This window comes from Streptomyces sp. NPDC102278 (assembly GCF_044766345.1).
In the GTDB taxonomy this organism is placed as follows: domain Bacteria; phylum Actinomycetota; class Actinomycetes; order Streptomycetales; family Streptomycetaceae; genus Streptomyces.
In genome coordinates this window covers 345,135-365,018 of the sequence record NZ_JBIWLV010000003.1, presented here as the reverse complement: position 1 = coordinate 365,018, position 19,884 = coordinate 345,135, and the positions used below count along the sequence as shown (strand labels likewise).

Below are 19,884 nucleotides of genomic sequence, written 5' to 3'. Positions count from 1 at the left end.
CCGCACGTCACGGTCGGTCGAGCCGCAGCCGTTCCGCCTTCGGCAGCCCGGCGACCACGAGGTCGTACGAGTCCTCCACCAGCTCCCGGACCATCGAGTCCGGCAGCCCGCCCACCGTCACCGTGTTCCAGTGCCGCTTGTTCATGTGCCAACCCGGCACGATCGCCTCGTGGTCCGCCCGCAGCCGCACCGCGAGGTCCGGATCGCACTTGAGGTTGATCTTCAACGGCGAGGCGCCCAGCGCCGACAGCGCGAACACCTTCCCCAGCACCTTGAACACCGAGGTCTCGGGCGTGAAGGGGAACTCCTCCACCGCCCCGTTGAAGTCCAGGCAGAACGCCCGCAGTTGCTCCGGGGTCACTCCGAGCCCTCCTCGGCCTCGGCGGCCGCCGCGGCCGAGCCCTCCTCGGCCCCGCCGGCCGCCGCGACCACCGGCTCCACCAGCACCGTCACGATCTTGTTCCGCCGCCCCGCCGGGGACTCCGCCGTCAGCCGCAGCGGCCGCCCGTCCGGTTCGGGCAGGTCCACGGTCGCCGAGGCACCGGCGATCGGCACCCGGCCCAGCGCCTTGGCCAGCAGCCCGCCGACCGTCTCCACGTCCTCGTCGTCGAAGGCCTCGACCCCGAACAGCTCCCCGAGGTCGGTGATGTCGAGCCGGGCCGTGACCCGGTAGCGGTCCTCGCCCAGGTCCTCGACGGGCGGCAGCTCGCGGTCGTACTCGTCGGTGATCTCGCCGACGATCTCCTCCAGGATGTCCTCGATGGTGACGATGCCCGCCGTGCCGCCGTACTCGTCGATGACGACGGCCACGTGGTTGCGCACCGACTGCATCTCGCGCAGCAGGTCACCGGCGTTCTTGGTGTCCGGCACGAAGACCGCCGGCCGCATCGCCGTCGAGACCAGGTCGGACTCCGCCTCACGGCTGATGTGCGTCTTGCGGACGAGGTCCTTGAGGTAGACGATCCCGACGATGTCGTCCTCGTTCTCCCCGGTCACCGGGATGCGCGAGAAACCGGACCGCAGTGCCAGCGTGGTCGCCTGACGGATCGTCTTGTACCGCTCGATGCAGACCAGGTCCGTGCGCGGCACCATCACCTCGCGCACCAGGGTGTCCCCGAGTTCGAAGACCTGGTGCACCATCCGCCGCTCGTCGTCCTCGATCAGCGATTCCTTCTCCGCCAGGTCCACCATGGCCCGCAGCTCGGCCTCGGAGGCGAACGGCCCCTTGCGGAAGCCCTTCCCGGGCGTGAGCGCGTTGCCGATGAGGATGAGGAGCTGCGGGATCGGCCCCATGATCCGCGCGAGGGGCACGAGGACGTACGAGGCCGCCGTCGCCGTGTTCAGCGGGTGCTGCCGGCCGATGGTGCGCGGCGACACCCCCACGGCGACGAACGACACCAACACCATCACCCCGATGGCCACCAGCAGCGCGGTCCAGGTGTCGCCGAACTCGTCGAGGCAGACGTACGTGACGAGCACGCCCGCCGCCATCTCGCAGGTCACCCGCACCAACAGCGCGACGTTCAGGTAGCGGGTGGGGTCGGCGGAGACCTGGAGGAGCTTCGCGCTGCCGCGCCGCCCCTCCCGTACGGCCTGCTCGGCCCGGAAGGCGGAGATGCGGGCGATCCCGGACTCGGCGCACGCCGCGAACCAGGCGACCACCACCAGCAGGACCGCGCCGGTGATGAGTTGGGCGGCGTTCACGAGACGGTGGGCGCGGGTGACGGACCGGTCAGGCCGCGCTCACCGCGCCAGCCGTCGACGATGGCCGCCTGGAGGCCGAACATCTCGGCCTTCTCGTCCGGCTCCTCGTGGTCGTACCCGAGCAGGTGCAGCACCCCGTGGACCGTCAGGAGCCCGAGCTCCTCGTCCATGGAGTGCCGCGTCGGCGCTTCCTCGCCCTGCCGCTTGGCGACCTCCGGACACAGGACGATGTCGCCGAGGAGCCCCTGCGGGGGCTCCTCGTCGTCCTTCGCCGGCGGACGGAGTTCGTCCATCGGGAAGGACATGACGTCGGTGGGTCCGGGCAGGTCCATCCACTGGATGTGGAGCTGCTCCATCGCCGCCTCGTCGACGACGATGACGGAGAGCTCGGACAGGGGGTGGATCCTCATCCGGGCGAGCGCGTAGCGGGCGATGTCGAGGATCGCCTGCTCGTCGACCTCGATTCCGGACTCGTTGTTGACGTCGATCGACATGGTGCGCTGGGTTCTACTTCCGCTGGTAGCCGTTCCGGGACTGCGTGGCGTCCCGGCTGTCGTCGTACTTCTCGTACGCGTCGACGATACGGCCGACCAGCTTGTGCCGGACGACATCCTCCGACGTGAGCCGCGAGAAGTGGATGTCCGGCACCCCTTCCAGGATGTCCTGCACCTGACGCAGACCGCTCTTGGCCCCGCCCGGGAGGTCGACCTGCGTCACGTCGCCGGTGACGACGATCTTTGAGTCGAAGCCGAGCCGGGTCAGGAACATCTTCATCTGCTCGGTGGTGGTGTTCTGCGCCTCGTCGAGCACCACGAACGCCTCGTTCAGGGTCCTGCCCCGCATGTAGGCCAGGGGGGCCACCTCGATGGTCCCGGCGGCCATGAGGCGCGGGATCGAATCCGGGTCGATCATGTCGTGCAGCGCGTCGTAGAGCGGGCGCAGGTACGGGTCGATCTTGTCGAACAGCGTGCCGGGAAGGAAGCCGAGCCGTTCGCCCGCCTCGACGGCGGGGCGGGTCAGGATGATCCGGCTGACCTGCTTCGACTGCAGGGCCTGGACCGCCTTGGCCATGGCCAGGTAGGTCTTGCCGGTGCCCGCGGGACCGATGCCGAACACGATCGTGTTCTTGTCGATCGCGTCGACGTACCGCTTCTGGTTGAGGGTCTTGGGACGGATGGTCCGGCCGCGGCTGGACAGGATGTTCTGCGTGAGCACCTCGGCGGGTGTCTCGTCCCCCCCGTCGCCGTCGCCGTTGCCGTTCGCCTTGAGCATGGCGATCGAGCGTTCCACTGCGTCCTCCGTCATCGACTGCCCGGTGCGGAGCACCAGCATCATCTCGTCGAACAGGCGCTGGATCAACGCGACTTCCGTCGCGTCTCCGATCGCGCTGACCTGATTGCCCCGAACATGGATGTCGGCCTTCGGGAAGGCCTTCTCGATCACGCGCAACAGGGCGTCGCCCGATCCGAGCACGGTCACCATGGGATGGGTGGCCGGAACGGTGAAGTGGGCGCGCGCCTGGCCCGGCGCGGGGGTGGGGGCTGTCGGTGTCTGAGTCATGGGCCGGCACTGTGGCCTGCGCATACCTCCCACTGAGGGGTCGCTCGGGTCGTCGACCACCGGACTACCAAGGGTACGACTCCCCCGCCGCTTACCCGAGAGGTTTTCCCGCACGCGCCCCGGCCTGTCGCCGCCCGCCCCCGGCGGGGCCCGGCGGCCGGCCGCGGACCCCCCGGAATCCGACGGGATCTAGACCGGGTGCCGGAATCCGATCGTGGGGACCGCGCGGCGCCTCGGTCCCGGTGTGGTCCCGGACGGGACCAGCTCCTCCAGGAAGGCGTACCGGCCCCGCAGCTCGGCCGGGGCCGTCTGCCACCAGTGCGCGACCTCGGGCCAGCCGGGGGCCGACAGGGAGCCGCCGAACTCCTGGACGGACAGCGCGGCCGTCAGCCCCGCGAAGGCCAGCCGGTCCACGAGCGGCCACTCCGCGAGGGTGCCCGTCACGAACCCCGCCACGTACACGTCACCGGCGCCGGTCGGGTCCAGCGCGTCCACGACGATCGCCGGGACCTCCGCCGTCTCCCCGGTCCGCCCGTCGACCGCGTACGAGCCCTCCGCGCCCATGGTCACCACCGCGAGCGGCACCCTCTCGGCCAGGGCCCGGGCCGCCGCGCGCGGGCAGTCGGTCCGGGTGTAGCGCATCGCCTCGCCCGCGTTCGGCAGGAAGGCCTCGCAGTGCTCCAGGTCGGCCAGTGCCCCCAGGTCCCACCGCCCGCTCTCGTCCCAGCCCACGTCGGCGAAGACCAGCGATCCCTGCCGGGCCGCCTCGGCGACCCAGGGCTCGCCCCGGCCCGGCGCCAGTGAGGCCACGGCCGCGCGGGCTCGCGGCGGGCACAGCGGGAAGGGGTCGGGGCCCGCCGGGGGCGGGGCCTCGTGGCCGTGGGAGACCATCGTGCGCTCGCCCTCGTACGCCATGGAGACGGTGACGGGGCTGTGCCAGCCGGGGAGGGTGTGGGACATCGACAGGTCGATGCCCTCGCCCTGTTCGAGCGCGTCCCAGCAGTACTCGCCGTAGTGGTCGTCGCCGAAGGCCGCGGCGAGCGAGGTCCGCAGGCCGAGCCGGGCGAGCGCGGCGGCCATGTTGGCGACGCCGCCGGGGCTGGATCCCATGCCGCGCGCCCAGGATTCCGTGCCGCGGACGGGGGCGGAGTCCAGTCCGGTGAAGATGATGTCGAGGAAGACCGTTCCCGTCAGGAAGACGTCGCAGCCCGGTTCTTGGGGATCCCGCACCGGACCGAGCGGGTCCAGTTTCATGGCTCGGCTGATGCGGCTGTCCCGACTGGTCACGGTGTGCTCCCCGTTTCGTGCGTGTGCGGATCGTAGGTGCGTAACAGTGTCGAAGAGTCGTTTCTGCAAGTCGGCTTGAGGGGGAAAGCAGGCACCCATGCCCCGGTTCGGCCGATGCAAACCCCAGTGTGACGCACATCACCGCCGAGATGCTCTTCTGTCGACCGGCGGGCGCTTGATAAACAGGTGCACCGCCCACTCTCCGGAACCCTCGTTCCAGCTGCGCAGCAACGGAAACACCCGTGTCGATCACCTCCCCCGCGCCCTCGTCCGCGCACCCCGCCGGCCGGCCCCTGGTGGCCCTTTTCACAGCCGGATACGCGGCGCCCTACCTCCTCCCGACCGTGGTCGGCCGGCTCGACGCGTACCTGCCGCTGAGTCCCGCCGAGGCCGGCCTGATCGGCTCGTCCCTGTTGCTCGGATCCGCCGGCGCCGGGTTCACCCTCGCGTCCCGCATCCCCCACCACGGGCCCCGCGTCCTGGCCCGGCTCGGACTGCTCCTCGCCGTCGCGGGCTACGGCACGGCGGCGTCGACCTCCCTCCTACCCCTCGTCGTCGTGGGCGCCGTGGTCGGCGGCTTCGGATCCGGGACGGCGACCGCCGTGGCCGCCTCCGGGATCGCCGGGACGCGCGACCCGCACCGCACCTCCGCCCTCGGGCTGCTGTCGGTGTCGGCGACCGCGGGCGCGCTCTACCTGACGCTGCCCCGGTTCGGCGGCGACCTGCTCGGGCACGGGCTGCCGTTCGCCGCGATCGCGCTGGTCGCCGCGGCGGTCTGGCCCGCGACCTCCCGCCTCGGCGGCCCGGCCGAGCACGGCCCCGCCGTACGGGCCTCCGGGCGGCTTCCCTACCCGCGCGCCGGCGTGGTCCTGGCGGGCGGCCTGCTGCTGTGGTCACTGGCCCAGAACTCCCTGTGGGGGGTCAGCGGTCGGATCGGCTCCGAGCAGGCGGGGCTGTCCGAGGTCACCCTCGGCATGGTCTTCGCGGCGGCGCTGGGCGCCGGCCTGGTCGGCGTCACGGCCGCCTCCGCCCTCGGCTCCCGGTGGGGCCGGGCCGTCCCGATCGGGGCGGGCACCGCGGTGATCGCCTGCTGCGTGGTGGGGGCCACCTCCGCGCGGGACCTGGCCGGCTTCGCGGCCGGGGAGATCGTCTGGAACGCCTTCTACCCGGTGGTCCTCTCCTACGTCATCGGCCTCGCCGCCGCCCTGGACCCGCGCGGCCGCTGGGCGGTGCTGGCCGGCTCCGCCTCCTCCCTCGGGGTGGCCTGCGGGCCCGTCACCGGCAGCCTGCTCGCCGAGGCCGTCGGCTTCCCCGGCATGGGTCTGGCCCTGGGCGCCCTGCTGCTGGCGGTGGCCTGGCCGATGACCGCCGTCGCACTGCACGCGGGCGGCCGGCCGCTGGTGCCGGGCTCGGTCCGGCGCCGCGGCGGCGCGCCGGCGGCCGTGCTGGCCGCGAGCGCGGGCGCCCCGACGGGCGCGGTGCCCCGGGTCGGCGCACCGGAGCTGGAGGTCGCCGAGATCACCGTGCGCCCCGTACGCCGGTCACCCCGCCGGGTGCTGCTGCTCTCCCCGGCGGCCCGGCGCGCCCGCGCCCGTACCGAGGCCGGGGCCGGGGCCGGGGCACGCCGGCGGCACGTCTCGGTCCAGGGCGGTGAACCCTCCCGGTCACCGCACTAGCGCCGCTTCGGTACGGGTACCCGTACGAGGTCGGCCGCGATCGTCAGTTCGCCCGCGTAGCCGGCCGCACGGGCCTGCCGCTCGAACTCGCTCGGGTCCGAGTAGCGCTGCGAGAAGTGCGTCAGCACCAGGTGCCGCACGCCCGCGTCGCGCGCCACCCGCGCCGCCTGACCGGCGGTCAGGTGCCCGTGGTCGGTGGCGAGTCGCTCGTCCTCGTCGAGGAAGGTCGACTCGATCACCAGCAGGTCGCAGCCCTCCGCGAGCGCGTACACGCCCTCGCAGAGCCGGGTGTCCATGACGAACGCGAACCGCTGCCCGGGCCTGTGCACGCTGACGTCGTCCAGGGTGACCCCGTTCAACTCGCCCTCGCGCAGCAGCCGGCCCACGTCCGGGCCCTTGATCCCGCGTTCCGCGAGCAGACCGGGCACCATGCGGCGCCCGTCCTGCTCGGTGAGTCGGTAGCCGAAGGCCTCCACGGGGTGGGAGAGCAGTCGCGCCTCCAGGGCGTACCCGGCCCCGCGCGCCAACGTCCCGTCAGCGGCCACCGGTTCCTCCCGGAGCGGGACGGTCTCCCGGTAGGCGGTGGCGTACCGGAGCCGGTCGAAGAACTTCTGCCCCGAGGCCGGGTAGTGCGCGGTGACCGGGTGCGGCACCCGGTCGAGGTTGATCCGCTGGATCACCCCGGCCAGGCCGAGGCTGTGGTCACCGTGGAAGTGGGTGACACAGATCCGGTTGATGTCGTGCGCGGCGACCCCGGCGCGCAGCATCTGGCGCTGGGTGCCCTCGCCCGGGTCGAAGAGGATGCCCTCGCCGTCCCAGCGCAGCAGGTAGCCGTTGTGGTTGCGACTGCGGGTGGGAACCTGGCTGGCGGTGCCCAGCACCACGAACTCTCTTGCGGACACGGCTTATCCGGGGGGCCATTGGAGGCCGCGGCCGCCGAGGACGTGCGCGTGCGCGTGGAAGACGGTCTGCCCGGCGCCGGCGCCGGTGTTGAAGACGATCCGGTAGCCCTGGTCGTCGACCTTCTCGTCCGCGGCGATCCGGCCCGCCTCGCTCAGCACGTCGGCGGCGACACCGGGCTCGGCGGCCGCGAGGGAGGCGGCGTCGGGGTAGTGGACCTTCGGGATGACGAGCACGTGCGTGGGCGCCTTCGGGCTGATGTCCCGGAAGGCGACGGTCGTCTCGGTCTCCCGGACGACGGTCGCGGGGACCTCACCCGCGACGATCTTGCAGAACAGGCAGTCCGCCTGGGGTTCCCCGGCCATTGCTGAGCCTTCCGTGGAGGTGATCGTTCCCGGCATCGTATCCGCCGCCGCCCCCGCCCCGGCCGGGGGCTTACGGCCCGGCCGCTCAGCCCCAGCGCCCCGTGCGGGCCAGCAGGACCGCGACCGCGGCGGTGCCGGCGGTGGAGGTGCGCAGTACCGAGGGACCCAGCCGGTACGGCAGGGCGCCGGCTTCCGCGAAGGCCGCGAGTTCCTCCGGCGAGACCCCGCCCTCGGGTCCGACGACCACGACGACGGATCCGGACGACGGCAGCTCGGCCGTCGCCAGCGCTCCGGAGGGGGCGTCGCGGTCCTCGTGCAGGACCACGGCCAGGTCGGCCTCGGCGAGCAGCGCCGCCACCTGCTTGGTGGAGAGGGCCTCGGCCACCTCCGGGAAGCTCACCCGGCGGGACTGCTTGCCGGCCTCCCGGGCCGTGTTGCGCCATTTGGCCAGGGACTTGGCACCCCGCTCGCCGCGCCACTGGGTGATGCAGCGCGAGGCCTGCCAGGGCACGATCGCGTCGACGCCGGTCTCGGTCATGGTCTCCACCGCGACCTCGCCCCGGTCGCCCTTCGGCAGGGCCTGCACGACGGTGATCCGGACGGCGGGCGCCGGCTCCTCGAAGACCCCGGACACGGCGACGACGAGCCGGTCCTTGCCCTCGGTCGCCTTCACCACGGCCTCGGCCCAGTGGCCCCGGCCGTCCGTGAGGACCACCGCCTCGCCGGGGTTCAGCCGCTTGACCGACACCGCGTGCCGGCCCTCGGGGCCCTCCAGGGTGAACTCGGGCCCCGCGGGGACCTCTTCGACCACGAACACGGGGGCCGTCATGACGCTCTCCTCATCTGCAACACCTTCAACGCGCTCTGCGCCTCGGCCAGTTCGGCCGCCAGCACCTCCATCAGCTCCCCGGCCGGCAGCGCCCGCGCCAGCCGGTGGCCCTGCCCCGCCCACAGGGCCATGCCCTGCGGGTCCCCGGCGGCGGCCGCCGCCTTGCGCAGGCCCGAGGTCAGGTGGTGGACCTGCGGGTAGGCGGCCGGGGCGTACGGGCCGTGTTCCCGCATGAAGCGGTTGACCAGGCCCCGGGCGGGCCGGCCGGAGAAGGCCCGGGTGAGTTCCGTGTGCGGGAAGAGCGGGTTCGTCAGCGCCTTCTTGTGCAGGGGGTGCGCGCCCGACTCGGGGCACGCCAGGAAGGCCGTGCCGAGCTGGGCGGCCTCCGCGCCCGCCGCGAGCACCGCGGCGACCTGCGTGCCGCGCATCAATCCGCCGGCAGCGATGATCGGAAGGCCGACGGCCTCCCGTACCCGGGCGACCAGCACGAGCAGTCCGACTCCCGCCGTGCCGTCGATCTCGGGGTCGTCGCGGTGCGTGCCCTGGTGGCCGCCCGCCTCGACGCCCTGGACGCAGACGGCGTCGGCTCCCGCCGCCTGGGCGGCGCGGGCCTCCTCCACCGAGGTCACCGTGACCACGGTGTACGTGCCGGCCTCGCGCAGCCGGGCGCAGACGGCGGCCGGCGGGCAGCCGAAGGTGAACGAGACGACGGGGACGGGGTCCTCGACGAGGATGGCGAGCTTGGCCTCGTAGCCGTCGTCGGAGGTGCCGATGATGTCCTCCTCGGCCAGCGACACCTCGTACCAGTTGGCCTCGCCCGCGAGCTGTCCCCGGTACGTCTCGATCTCGGCCGGGTCCACATAGCCGGTCTGCGGCATGAAGAGGTTGACGCCGAACGGACGTCGGGTGAGGGCGCGCAGCCGCTTGATCTCCTGGTACATCCCGTCGGCGGTCTTGTAGCCGCCGGCGAGGAAGCCCAGCCCGCCCGCCTCGCACACGGCGGCGGCCAGCGGCGGACAGGAGGCGCCGCCCGCCATGGGCGCCTGCACGATCGGGTAAGGGGTCAGACCGTTCGGCGAGGAGGACATGGACTGCATCGTGCCACGTCCCGCGCACCGGGCCGAATCATCGCATTCGCCTGGCATAGTCCGCTTCCGGTCCGCTTCCGGTCCCGCTCCGAGGTCGCTCGATCCGCCGCCGTCCCGCCGCTCCGCACAGCATCGAGCCCGACCCGGGACATCCCCGGATCGGGCTCGTGCGAGGTACCGCGAGTGGCCGGTCAGCGGCCGTTGAACGCGTCCTTGAGGCGGCTGAACAGACCCTGCTGGCCCGGCGCGAACTGGCCCATCGGCCGCTCCTCGCCGCGCAGCTTCGCCAGTTGGCGCAGCAGGTCCTCCTGCTGGGCGTCCAGCTTGCCGGGGGTGGTGACCTCGACGTGGACGATCAGGTCGCCCCGCCCGCCGCCGCGCAGGTGCGTGACGCCGCGCCCGTGCAGCGGGATCGCCTGACCGGAGCCGGTGCCGGGCCGGATGTCGATCTCCTCCAGGCCGTCCAGCGTCTCCAGCGGGCATTTGGTGCCCAGGGCCGCCGCCGTCATGGGGAGGGTGACCGTGCAGTGCAGGTCGTCCCCGCGCCGCTGGAAGGTCGGGTGCGGCAGCTCGTGGATCTCCACGTACAGGTCGCCGGCGGGGCCGCCGCCGGGGCCGACCTCGCCCTCGCCCGCGAGCTGGATGCGGGTGCCGTTCTCGACACCGGCGGGGATCTTGACCGTGAGGCTGCGGCGGGACCGCACCCGGCCGTCGCCCGCGCACTCGGGGCACGGGGTGGGGACCACGGTGCCGAAGCCCTGACACTGCGGGCAGGGCCGCGAGGTCATGACCTGGCCCAGGAAGGACCGGGTGACCTGCGAGACCTCACCGCGACCGCGACACATGTCACACGTCTGCGCCGAGGTGCCGGGGGCGGCGCCCTCACCGGAGCAGGTCGTGCAGACGACGGCCGTGTCGACCTGGATGTCCTTGGTCGTCCCGAAGGCCGCCTCGTCCAGTTCGAGGTCGAGGCGGATCATGGCGTCCTGGCCCCGGCGGGTCCGCGAGCGCGGTCCGCGCTGCTGGGACTGGCCGAAGAAGGCGTCCATGATGTCGGAGAAGTTGCCGAAGCCACCCGCTCCGAAGCCACCCGCTCCGCCGCCGCCGCCCGAGGAGGACAGCGGGTCGCCGCCGAGGTCGTGGACCTGCTTCTTCTGCGGGTCCGAGAGCACCTCGTAGGCCGCGTTGATCTCCTTGAAGCGCTCTTGCGTCTTCGGGTCCGGATTCACGTCCGGGTGGAGTTCGCGCGCGAGGCGACGGAAGGCCTTCTTGATCTCGTCCTGCGATGCGTCGCGGCGCACGCCGAGAACGGCGTAGTAGTCCGTGGCCACTTACGACTCCGCCAGGATCTGTCCGACGTAACGTGCCACTGCGCGTACCGCTCCCATCGTTCCGGGGTAGTCCATGCGGGTCGGTCCGACCACGCCGAGTTTGGCGACTGCTTCGCCGCCCGAACCGTAGCCGACCGAGACGACGGACGTGGAGTTCAGTCCCTCGTAGGCATTCTCATGCCCGATCTTCACGGCCATCCCCGACTCGTTGGCCTCGCCCAGCAGCTTGAGGAGCACGACCTGCTCCTCCAGTGCTTCGAGGACGGGCCTGATCGTCAGGGGAAAGTCATGTCCGAACCGTGTGAGGTTGGCGGTGCCGCCGATCATCAGCCGCTCCTCCGCCTCCTCCACGAGCGTTTCGAGAAGGGTGTCGAGGACGGCCTTGACCGTCGCCCGGTCCTCGCTCTCGAAGGACTCCGGAAGGTCCTGTACCAGGGGCGGCACGTCGGTGAACCGACGGCCGACGACCCGGCTGTTGAGCCGCGCCCGCAGATCTGCGAGCGAGGTGTCCCCGAAGGGCGTCTGGCAGTCGACCAGCCGCTGCTCGACCCGCCCGGTGTCCGTGATCAGCACGAGCATCAGGCGCGCGGGCGCCAGCGACAGCAGCTCGACGTGCCGGACGGTGGAGCGGGTCAGCGACGGGTACTGCACCACGGCGACCTGCCGGGTGAGCTGGGCGAGCAGCCGTACCGTGCGCCCCACGACGTCGTCGAGGTCGACGGCGCCGTCGAGGAAGTTCTGGATGGCCCGCCGCTCCGGGGTGGACAGTGGTTTGACCCCCGCCAGCCTGTCCACGAAGAGCCGGTAGCCCTTGTCGGTGGGGATCCGACCGGCGCTGGTGTGGGGTTGGGCGATGTAGCCCTCGTCCTCCAGCAGCGCCATGTCGTTGCGCACGGTGGCGGGCGAGACGCCGAGGCGGTGCCGCTCGGTGAGCGCCTTGGAGCCGACCGGCTCCTCCGTCCCGACGTAGTCCTGGACGATGGCGCGCAGCACCTCGAGTCTGCGTTCGCTGAGCATCGCGCACACCTCCAGATGCGGTCGGTCGTCTTCGGTCGTCGGTCGGTCCCTTGCGGGCCTTGTTGGCACTCTGCGCTTTCGAGTGCCAGAGATCCCCCGGTCAGTGTACGGCCGGGTGGTACGCGGGAGGCAAGGGCGGCCCGCCAGGGTAGCGTCGCGGCATGGACGTGCAATGGGAAGAGGCGGGCTGGGAACGGCTGACCGGACGGGTCGGAAGGCGTCGATTGCCGGTGTGGGACTGCACCGTGGGGCTGGTGGTGGGCGACGATTCGGTTCTTCTCGTCGACCCCGGTTCGTGCGTGCGGGAGGGTGCGCGGGTGCGGGCCGAGGCGGAGCGGCTGACCGGCCGGCACGTGACCCATATCGCATTCACGCACGGACATTTCGACCACGTTCTGGGCGGCTCCGTGTTCGCGGGCGCCGAGTTCCACGGCGCGGTCGGCCTGGACAAGGTGCTGTCGACGCCCACGGGCCGCGAGGAACTGCGGCAGAGCGCGACCGCGCAGGGGCTGGACGCGGCGGAGGCGGCGGAGGCCGCCGACCTGGTCGTGGCGCCGGGACACCCGGTGTCGGGCGAGCGGACGCTGGACCTGGGCGCCGTACAGGTGCTGCTCGCGAACCTCGGTCCCGCGCACTCCCAGCACGACCTGGCGGTCTTCGTGCCGGGCGAACGGGAGGTCGTCTTCTGCGGGGACCTGGTCGAGGAGTCGGGTGAACCCCAGGCCGGCTCGGACGCGGTGCCCGGGCAATGGCCGGCCGCCCTGGACCGGCTGCTCTCGCTGGGCGGTGACGACGCGCTGTACGTGCCGGGTCACGGAGCGGTGGTGGACGCGGCCTTCGTCCGTGCGCAACGCGACACACTGGCAACGAGGTTCGGCGTGTCGGGGGCGTGAGCCCGGGCTCTCTCGTACGGTCGCCGGATGCGTGAGTACTCCCCCGACCTGACTCCGCCGTGGAAGCGCGCCAAGGCCGTGCCCGAGGTGCCGGCGGACCCCGACCTGGTGGTCGAGGTGGCCGGTACGGACTTCTGCGGCGCGGTGGTGTCCTGCGAGGCCGGCACGGTGACCCTGGAGGACCGCTTCGGCAAGCGGCGGGTGTTCCCGCTGGAGCCGCGCGGCTTCCTGCTGGACGGGGCGGTGGTCACCCTGACCCGCCCGTCCCGTGCCCCGGCCGCCCCGGCCCGTACGGCCTCGGGCTCCCTCGCCGTACCGGGGGCCCGGGCCAGGGTGGCCCGGGCGGGCCGGATCTACGTGGAGGGCCGCCACGACGCCGAGCTGGTGGAGCGGGTCTGGGGCGACGACCTGCGCATCGAGGGCGTGGTCGTGGAGTACCTGGAGGGCATCGACGACCTGCCGACGATCGTGGCGGACTTCGCGCCGGCCGCGGACGCCCGGTTGGGCGTCCTGGTGGACCACCTGGTGCCGGGGTCCAAGGAGTCCCGGATCGCGGCCGAGGTGACCTCCCCGCACGTCCTGATCGTCGGCCACCCCTACGTGGACGTCTGGCAGGCGGTGAAACCGTCCGCCCTGGGGATCGCGGCCTGGCCGGTGGTCCCGCGCGGGGAGGACTGGAAGACGGGCGTCTGCCGGGCGCTGGGCTGGCCGCCGAACACGGGCGCCGCCTGGCAGCACATCCTGTCCAAGGTGACCTCGTACCGCGATCTGGAGCCGACCCTGCTGGGAGCGGTGGAGCACCTGATCGACCACGTCACGGCCTGACGCGTCAGTCCACCAGGTCCCGGACCACCGCGTCGGCCAGCAGCCGCCCCCGCAGGGTCAGCACGGCGCTGCCGGCCTCGTACGGGCCGGGGGCCAGCAGTCCGTCCGCCAGGGCGCGTCGGGACGCCGCCAGGCCCGCGGGGGCCAGCAGCGACAGCGGGACGCCGTCCACGAGCCGCAGTTCCAGCAGGATCCGCTCGACCCGGCGGTCCTCGTCCGACAGGAGCTCCCGCCCCGCGCCCGGGGACCGGCCCTCGGCCAGCGCCGCGGCGTAGGCGCCGGGGTGCTTCACGTTCCACCAGCGCACCCCGCCCACGTGCGAGTGGGCCCCGGGGCCGGCGCCCCACCAGTCGGCGCCGCGCCAGTACAGCTCGTTGTGCAGGCAGCGCCCGGCGTCGGAGGTGGCCCAGTTCGACACCTCGTACCAGGAGTAGCCGGCCTCGGCCATCACCGAGTCGGCGATCAGGTACCGGTCGGCGTGCACGTCGTCGTCCGTCATCGGGACCTCGCCGCGGCGGATCCGTCGGGCCAGCTGCGTGCCCTCCTCCACGATCAGCGCGTACGCGCTGATGTGGTCCGGCCCGGCCCCCAGCGCGGCCGCCAGCGTCGCCCGCCAGTCCTCGTCGGACTCGCCGGGCGTGCCGTAGATCAGGTCGAGGTTCACGTGCTCGAAACCGGCCGCCCGCGCCTCCGCGACGCACGCCTCGGGGCGCCCGGGCGTGTGGGTGCGGTCGAGCACCTTCAGGACGTGCTGTTTGGCGCTCTGCATGCCGAAGGAGACCCGGTTGAAGCCGCCCGCGCGCAGTTCCGCGAGGTAGCGCGGATCCACCGACTCCGGGTTGGCCTCGGTGGTGATCTCGGCGTCCTCGGCCAGCTCGAACTCGTCCCGGATCGCGGCGAGCATCCGCACGAGGTCCCCGGCGGGCAGCAGGGTGGGCGTGCCGCCGCCGACGAACACGGTACGGACGGCCCGCGGGTCGTCCCCGAGGACCTTGCGCGCCAGCCTGACCTCGTCGATCAGGGTGTCGGCGTAGTTCTCGCGGGAGGCGAGCACGCCGCCGGTACCCCGCAGCTCGGTGGCCGTGTAGGTGTTGAAGTCGCAGTACCCGCAGCGCGTGGCGCAGTACGGGACGTGCAGGTAGAAGCCGAGCGGCCGCTCGCCGGCGCCCGCCAGGGCGTGCGACGGCAGCGAGCCGTCTTCGGGCATGGGTTCACCGTCGGGCAGTGCGGAAGGCATGAGCCCATTGTCCCGCACCGCCCGAAGGTCGTTTACGCTCCGCGACCGCGACCGCCGCGGCGGGGGGCTACGCCTCGTTCGAGCCCGAGTACATCTCGTCGATGAGGTACTTGAACTCGCGCTCCACGACCGGCCGCTTGAGCTTGAGGCTCGGGGTGAGGTCGCCGTGCTCGACGTCGAGGTCGCGGGGCAGCAGCCGGAACTGCTTGACCGTCTGCCAGCGCTGGAGGCCCTCGTTGAGGGTCTGCACGTAGGTCTCGACGAGCCGTACCGTCTCCGGCGCGGCCACGACCTCGGCGTACGTCTTGCCCTCCAGGCCGTGATCGGCGGCCCAGGTCAGGATGGCGGGTCCGTCGAGGGCGATCAGCGCGGAGCAGAAGTTCCGGTCGGCGCCGTGCACCACGATGCTGGACACGTACGGGCAGATCGCCTTGAACCGGCCCTCGATCTCGGCCGGGGCGACGTACTTGCCGCCCGAGGTCTTGATCAGGTCCTTCTTGCGGTCGGTGATGCGCAGGAAGCCGTCCGGGGAGAGCTCGCCGATGTCTCCGGTGTGCAGCCAGCCGTCGGCCTCCAGCACCTCGGCGGTCTTGTCCGGCAGTCCGTGGTAGCCCTGCATGATGCCGGGGCCGCGCAGCAGGATCTCGCCGTCGTCGGCGATGCGGACCTCGGTGCCGGGGAGCGGCTTGCCGACGGTGCCGGTGCGGTAGGCCTCGCCGGGGTTGACGAAGGAGGCCGCGCTGGACTCCGTGAGGCCGTAGCCCTCCAGGATGTGGATGCCGGCGCCGGCGAAGAAGTAGCCGATGTCGGGGGCGAGGGCCGCGGAGCCGGAGATCGCGGCGCGCAGCTTTCCGCCGAAGGCGTCGCGGAGCTTGGAGAAGACGAGCGCGTCGGCGACCTTGTGCCGGGTGGCGAGGCCGAGGGGGACGGACGCGTTGCCGGTGCGCCGGAAGTTGTCCTGGCTGACCTTGGCGTACTCGCGGGCAACGCCGGCCGCCCACATGAAGATCTTGTACTTGGCCCCGCCGGCGGCGCGCGCCTTGCCCGCGGCGCCGTTGTAGACCTTCTCGAAGATGCGCGGGACGGCCGCCATGTAGGTCGGCTGCACGATCGGCAGATTCTCGATGATCTTGTCGATCCGGCCGTCGATGGCGGTGACGTGGCCGACCTCGATCTGGCCGGAGGTCAGCACCTTGCCGAAGACGTGCGCGAGCGGCAGCCACAGGTACTGGACGTCGTCCGAGTTGATCATGCCGGTCGCGACGGTGGCCTTGGCCATGTACGACCAGTTGTCGTGCGGCAGCCGCACGCCCTTGGGGCGGCCGGTGGTGCCGGAGGTGTAGATCAGGGTGGCGAGCTGGTCGGCGGTGATCGCCCCGATCCGCTCCTTGATCGCCTCGGGGTGCTTGGCGAGGTACTCCCTGCCGCGCGCCTCCAGGTCGGCGAGGGAGAGCACCCAGCCCTCGGGGTCCGTGTCGTGCGCGACGGCGTCCTCGGCCTCCAGCACCACGACATGGGCGAGGCGGGGCAGGTCACCGCGGTGGGCGCGGGCCTTGGCCAGCTGCTTGGCGTCCTCGGCGATCAGCACCCGACTCTCGGAGTCGGCGAGGATGAACGCCGATTCCTCGCCGTTGGTGCTCGGGTAGATGGTGGTGGTCGCGGCGCCGGCGCACATCACGCCGAGGTCGGCCAGGATCCACTCGACCCGGGTGTTGGAGGCGAGCGCGACCCGGTCCTCCGACTGGAGTCCGAGGTCCGCGAGGCCGGCGGCGATGGCGAACACCCGCTCGGCCGCCTGTCCCCAACTGAGCGACTTCCAGTCGTCGGGTCCCCCCGAGCCGCCGGCCGCGGGGACCGGATAGCGGTAGGCCTCGGCGTTCGGCGTGGCCGCGACGCGCTCAAGGAAGAGGGCCGCCACGGTGGGCGGGCGGTTCTCGATCAAGGTCTGTGTGTCGCTCACGACATCCTCCGGACCGGTCCACGCGGCAGGGCGTGGGCGTGGGGCGCTTGGGACGGGCGGGTGGGGACCTGCGCGTTACGGCTGGCGAGTTTGTGACTGGCGAGTAACCATCAAGCAGTGATCAGACTAGAGGCCGCCCGCCCGACGCGTAAGAGGCGGCGAGCGGCCGGTTCATAACGAAACGGGCCCCCATGCGTGTGCATGTGGGCCCGTTTCTCACGACATGGGACGGGCGCGCTTCTTGACCCGCGCTTTACACCCGTCCGGCGTCCGCTACTTCTTCTTGCCGGACTCGTCGCTGGAGAGGACGGCGATGAAGGCCTCCTGCGGGACCTCCACGGAGCCGACCATCTTCATCCGCTTCTTGCCTTCCTTCTGCTTCTCCAGCAGCTTCCGCTTACGGGAGATGTCACCGCCGTAGCACTTGGCGAGGACGTCCTTGCGGATGGCGCGGATGGTCTCGCGGGCGATGACCCGGGAGCCGACGGCCGCCTGGATCGGGATCTCGAAGGCCTGCCGCGGGATGAGCTCGCGCAGCTTGGCCACGAGGCGCACGCCGTAGGCGTAGGCCGCGTCCTTGTGCGTGACGGCGGAGAAGGCGTCGACCTTGTCGCCGTGCAGCAGGATGTCGACCTTGACCAGTCCGGAGGCCTGCTCGCCGGTGGGCTCGTAGTCCAGGGAGGCGTAGCCGCGCGTCTTGGACTTCAGCTGGTCGAAGAAGTCGAACACGATCTCCGCGAGGGGGAGCGTGTAGCGGATCTCGACCCGGTCCTCGGAGAGGTAGTCCATCCCGAGGAGCGTGCCGCGGCGCTGCTGGCACAGCTCCATGATCGCGCCGATGAACTCGGAGGGCGCGAGCAGCGTGGCCCGCACGACCGGCTCGAACACGTCCGAGATCTTGCCCTCGGGGAACTCGCTCGGGTTGGTGACGCTGACCTCCTTGCCGTCCTCCAGGACGACCCGGTAGACCACGTTGGGCGCGGTGGCGATCAGGTCGAGGCCGAACTCGCGCTCCAGCCGCTCGCGCACCACGTCCAGGTGCAGCAGGCCGAGGAAGCCGACGCGGAAACCGAAGCCCAGCGCCGCCGAGGTCTCCGGCTCGTAGACGAGCGCGGCGTCGTTGAGCTGGAGCTTGTCCAGGGCCTCGCGCAGGTCCGGGTAGTCAGAACCGTCGAGCGGGTACAGGCCCGAGAAGACCATCGGCCGCGGGTCCTTGTAGCCGCCGAGCGCCTCGGTGGCGCCGTTGTGCAGGCTGGTGATGGTGTCACCGACCTTGGACTGACGGACGTCCTTCACGCCGGTGATGATGTAGCCGACCTCGCCGACGCCGATGCCGTCGGAGGGGGTCATCTCCGGGGAGGAGACGCCGATCTCCAACAGCTCGTGGGTCGCGCCGGTGGACATCATCCGGATGCGCTCGCGCTTGTTGAGCTGACCGTCCACGACACGGACGTAGGTGACGACACCGCGGTACGAGTCGTAGACCGAGTCGAAGATCATGGCGCGGGCGGGGGCGTCCTTGGGGCCGACCGGGGCCGGAACCGTGGCCACGATCTTGTCGAGCAGCGCGTCCACGCCGAGCCCGGTCTTCGCGGAGACCCGCAGCACGTCCTCGGGCTGGCAGCCGACCAGGTTCGCGAGCTCCTCGGCGAACTTCTCCGGCTGGGCGGCCGGCAGGTCGATCTTGTTCAGCACCGGGACGATCGCCAGGTCCTTCTCCATCGCCAGGTACAGGTTGGCGAGGGTCTGGGCCTCGATGCCCTGCGCGGCGTCCACGAGCAGGACCGTGCCCTCGCAGGCGGCGAGGGAGCGCGAGACCTCGTAGGTGAAGTCGACGTGTCCCGGCGTGTCGATCATGTTCAGGATGTGCGTGTTGCCCTTGCCCTCGCCCTCGGTGGGCGACCAGGGCAGACGGACCGCCTGCGACTTGATCGTGATGCCGCGCTCACGCTCGATGTCCATGCGGTCGAGGTACTGGGCGCGCATCTGCCGCTGGTCGACGACGCCGGTGAGCTGGAGCATCCGGTCGGCGAGCGTCGACTTGCCGTGGTCGATGTGCGCGATGATGCAGAAATTGCGGATCAGCGCCGGGTCGGTACGGCTCGGCTCGGGCACGTGGCTGGGGATCGCGGGCACGCAGTGTCCTGATTCTCGGGTCGTAGTCGGGAAGTCGTCTCTATATACGCTCCATGGTCCCATGGACGGGGGCATGCGCCCGGTTTGGGCCGCCAGGAGCGTGCCTGGTAGCCTGAGCAGCTGTGTCTCGTATGGCCTCATGGCGTTCGAGACGCAATCCGAAGATCAAACTCTGAACCTGCAAAGGCTCTTTCGTGGCGAACATCAAGTCCCAGATCAAGCGGAACAAGACGAACGAGAAGGCGCGCCTGCGCAACAAGGCCGTCAAGTCCTCGCTCAAGACCGCGATCCGCAAGGCCCGCGAGGCCGTGGCCGCGGGCGACGTCGAGAAGGCCACCGTGGCTTCCCGCGACGCTTCGCGTGCGCTCGACAAGGCTGTCTCGAAGGGTGTCATCCACAAGAACGCCGCCGCCAACAAGAAGTCGGCGCTGGCGATCAAGGTTGCCTCCCTCCAGGGCTGAGCTCCTGATGTGATCGCCGGGTAGGAATCCAGCGGGCCCTCTCTCCCGCTCCTGACCGGCACTCCGCGCCGCACGCGAAGCGTTCGCCACGCGGGTGCGGCGCAACCAGAACGACCGAAGGCCCCGACGGCCACCCTTCCCCAGGGTGCCGCCGGGGCCTTCGCCTTTCCCGGCCCCGGGCCCGCACGTACGGCGGGTGGGGGGCGCCGGGCGGGTGGGGCGGGCCGGGGGCGGCGGGTACCGGGGGCGGCCCGGTGTCGAGGGCGGCGGGTACCGGGGGCGACCCGGTGTCGAGGGCGGCGGGTACCGGGGGCGGAGGCCGGGCGGGCGCCCTTGGCGGGGGTCGGGGGCAGCCGCCGGCTCGGCGGCGGGTACCGGGGGCGACCCAGCGTCGAGGGCGGCGGGTACCGGGGGCGGAGGCCGGGCGGGCGCCCTTGGCGGGGGTCGGGGGCAGCCGCCGGCTCGGCGGCGGGGGCGGGGGTCGGGATGCCGGCGCGTGAGAGTCCCCCAGGGCAGGGCGGTGAGCTGGGCCTGTTACGAGGGCGTCGCGGGCCGGAGCCGGCGGGCAGTGGCGGAGGGGGGCGGAGCAGAGCCGCCAGGCCATGGCGGGGCTCG

General features: G+C 72.0%; 18 protein-coding genes. 4 read left to right on the top strand and 14 right to left on the bottom strand.

Going from position 1 to position 19,884, the window contains the following annotated elements; translation table 11 throughout:
- Nucleotides 1-7: 7 nt before the first annotated feature.
- The 5 genes from ACIRO3_RS10695 to ACIRO3_RS10675 all read right to left on the bottom strand — a co-directional run bounded on the left by ACIRO3_RS10695 (nucleotide 8) and on the right by ACIRO3_RS10675 (nucleotide 4,518).
- The gene (locus ACIRO3_RS10695) at nucleotides 8-361 is read right to left on the bottom strand and encodes an MmcQ/YjbR family DNA-binding protein (RefSeq protein ID WP_404134753.1); all 354 of its coding nucleotides are present in this window, start codon (nucleotides 359-361) and stop codon (nucleotides 8-10) included.
- Nucleotides 358-1,704, bottom strand: a complete 1,347-nt coding sequence (locus ACIRO3_RS10690) for a hemolysin family protein (protein WP_404134750.1) — start codon at nucleotides 1,702-1,704, stop codon at nucleotides 358-360. The genes ACIRO3_RS10695 and ACIRO3_RS10690 overlap by 4 nt, the downstream gene beginning before the upstream one ends.
- Nucleotides 1,701-2,198 carry an rRNA maturation RNase YbeY gene (ybeY, locus tag ACIRO3_RS10685; RefSeq protein WP_053681985.1) on the bottom strand — a complete coding sequence of 166 codons (498 nt, stop codon included), beginning with the start codon at nucleotides 2,196-2,198 and terminating at the stop codon, nucleotides 1,701-1,703. The genes ACIRO3_RS10690 and ybeY overlap by 4 nt, the downstream gene beginning before the upstream one ends.
- A 13-nt stretch (nucleotides 2,199-2,211) precedes the next feature.
- Nucleotides 2,212-3,264, bottom strand: a complete 1,053-nt coding sequence (locus ACIRO3_RS10680) for a PhoH family protein (RefSeq protein ID WP_365999210.1) — start codon at nucleotides 3,262-3,264, stop codon at nucleotides 2,212-2,214.
- A 189-nt stretch (nucleotides 3,265-3,453) separates the two neighbouring features.
- A complete protein-coding gene (locus ACIRO3_RS10675) occupies nucleotides 3,454-4,518 on the bottom strand; it encodes a PfkB family carbohydrate kinase (RefSeq protein WP_404135309.1) in 1,065 nt (354 codons plus the stop codon).
- 275 nt (nucleotides 4,519-4,793) lie between these two features.
- Here ACIRO3_RS10675 and ACIRO3_RS10670 point away from each other — a divergent pair, with 275 nt between their 5' ends.
- Complete coding sequence (locus tag ACIRO3_RS10670) at nucleotides 4,794-6,227, top strand: MFS transporter (protein ID WP_404134747.1); 1,434 nt, start codon at nucleotides 4,794-4,796, stop codon at nucleotides 6,225-6,227.
- Here ACIRO3_RS10670 and ACIRO3_RS10665 read toward each other — a convergent pair.
- From ACIRO3_RS10665 to hrcA, 6 genes are all read right to left on the bottom strand, one after another.
- Nucleotides 6,224-7,129, bottom strand: a complete 906-nt coding sequence (locus ACIRO3_RS10665) for a ribonuclease Z (RefSeq protein ID WP_361784168.1) — start codon at nucleotides 7,127-7,129, stop codon at nucleotides 6,224-6,226. The two genes, ACIRO3_RS10670 and ACIRO3_RS10665, sit on opposite strands and share 4 nt — an antisense overlap.
- A gap of 3 nt (nucleotides 7,130-7,132) precedes the next feature.
- On the bottom strand, nucleotides 7,133-7,492 hold the full coding sequence (locus tag ACIRO3_RS10660) for a histidine triad nucleotide-binding protein (RefSeq protein WP_361784165.1): 360 nt from the start codon (nucleotides 7,490-7,492) through the stop codon (nucleotides 7,133-7,135).
- 85 nt (nucleotides 7,493-7,577) lie between these two features.
- Entirely contained in the window at nucleotides 7,578-8,321 is a 744-nt protein-coding gene (locus tag ACIRO3_RS10655) for a 16S rRNA (uracil(1498)-N(3))-methyltransferase (protein ID WP_404134742.1), read from the bottom strand.
- Nucleotides 8,318-9,409, bottom strand: coding sequence for a nitronate monooxygenase (locus tag ACIRO3_RS10650; protein ID WP_404134740.1), 1,092 nt, complete (start codon nucleotides 9,407-9,409; stop codon nucleotides 8,318-8,320). The genes ACIRO3_RS10655 and ACIRO3_RS10650 overlap by 4 nt, the downstream gene beginning before the upstream one ends.
- Before the next feature lie 191 nt (nucleotides 9,410-9,600).
- Nucleotides 9,601-10,740, bottom strand: a complete 1,140-nt coding sequence (gene dnaJ, locus ACIRO3_RS10645) for a molecular chaperone DnaJ (protein WP_361784156.1) — start codon at nucleotides 10,738-10,740, stop codon at nucleotides 9,601-9,603.
- The gene (gene hrcA, locus ACIRO3_RS10640) at nucleotides 10,741-11,757 is read right to left on the bottom strand and encodes a heat-inducible transcriptional repressor HrcA (RefSeq protein ID WP_361784153.1); all 1,017 of its coding nucleotides are present in this window, start codon (nucleotides 11,755-11,757) and stop codon (nucleotides 10,741-10,743) included. It abuts the gene before it with no gap.
- 161 nt (nucleotides 11,758-11,918) lie between these two features.
- On the opposite strand from hrcA, the gene ACIRO3_RS10635 reads away from it, so the two are divergent.
- A complete protein-coding gene (locus ACIRO3_RS10635; RefSeq protein ID WP_404134735.1) occupies nucleotides 11,919-12,650 on the top strand; it encodes an MBL fold metallo-hydrolase in 732 nt (243 codons plus the stop codon).
- Between the two features lie 27 nt (nucleotides 12,651-12,677).
- Nucleotides 12,678-13,475 (top strand): DUF3097 domain-containing protein, encoded by a 798-nt coding sequence (locus ACIRO3_RS10630; protein WP_404134733.1) that lies wholly within the window; start codon nucleotides 12,678-12,680, stop codon nucleotides 13,473-13,475.
- A gap of 4 nt (nucleotides 13,476-13,479) precedes the next feature.
- On the opposite strand, the gene hemW is transcribed toward ACIRO3_RS10630, so the two are convergent.
- The 3 genes from hemW to lepA all read right to left on the bottom strand — a co-directional run bounded on the left by hemW (nucleotide 13,480) and on the right by lepA (nucleotide 18,808).
- The gene (hemW, locus tag ACIRO3_RS10625) at nucleotides 13,480-14,712 is read right to left on the bottom strand and encodes a radical SAM family heme chaperone HemW (RefSeq protein ID WP_404134730.1); all 1,233 of its coding nucleotides are present in this window, start codon (nucleotides 14,710-14,712) and stop codon (nucleotides 13,480-13,482) included.
- Nucleotides 14,713-14,779: 67 nt separating this feature from the next.
- Nucleotides 14,780-16,672: an AMP-dependent synthetase/ligase gene (locus tag ACIRO3_RS10620; protein ID WP_404134727.1), complete on the bottom strand. Its 1,893-nt coding sequence runs from the start codon at nucleotides 16,670-16,672 to the stop codon at nucleotides 14,780-14,782.
- Between the two features lie 273 nt (nucleotides 16,673-16,945).
- On the bottom strand, nucleotides 16,946-18,808 hold the full coding sequence (lepA, locus tag ACIRO3_RS10615) for a translation elongation factor 4 (protein WP_361784138.1): 1,863 nt from the start codon (nucleotides 18,806-18,808) through the stop codon (nucleotides 16,946-16,948).
- A gap of 194 nt (nucleotides 18,809-19,002) precedes the next feature.
- Between lepA and rpsT the strand changes: the two genes are divergently transcribed.
- Nucleotides 19,003-19,269 (top strand): 30S ribosomal protein S20, encoded by a 267-nt coding sequence (gene rpsT / locus ACIRO3_RS10610; protein ID WP_361784135.1) that lies wholly within the window; start codon nucleotides 19,003-19,005, stop codon nucleotides 19,267-19,269.
- Nucleotides 19,270-19,884 lie beyond the last annotated feature (615 nt).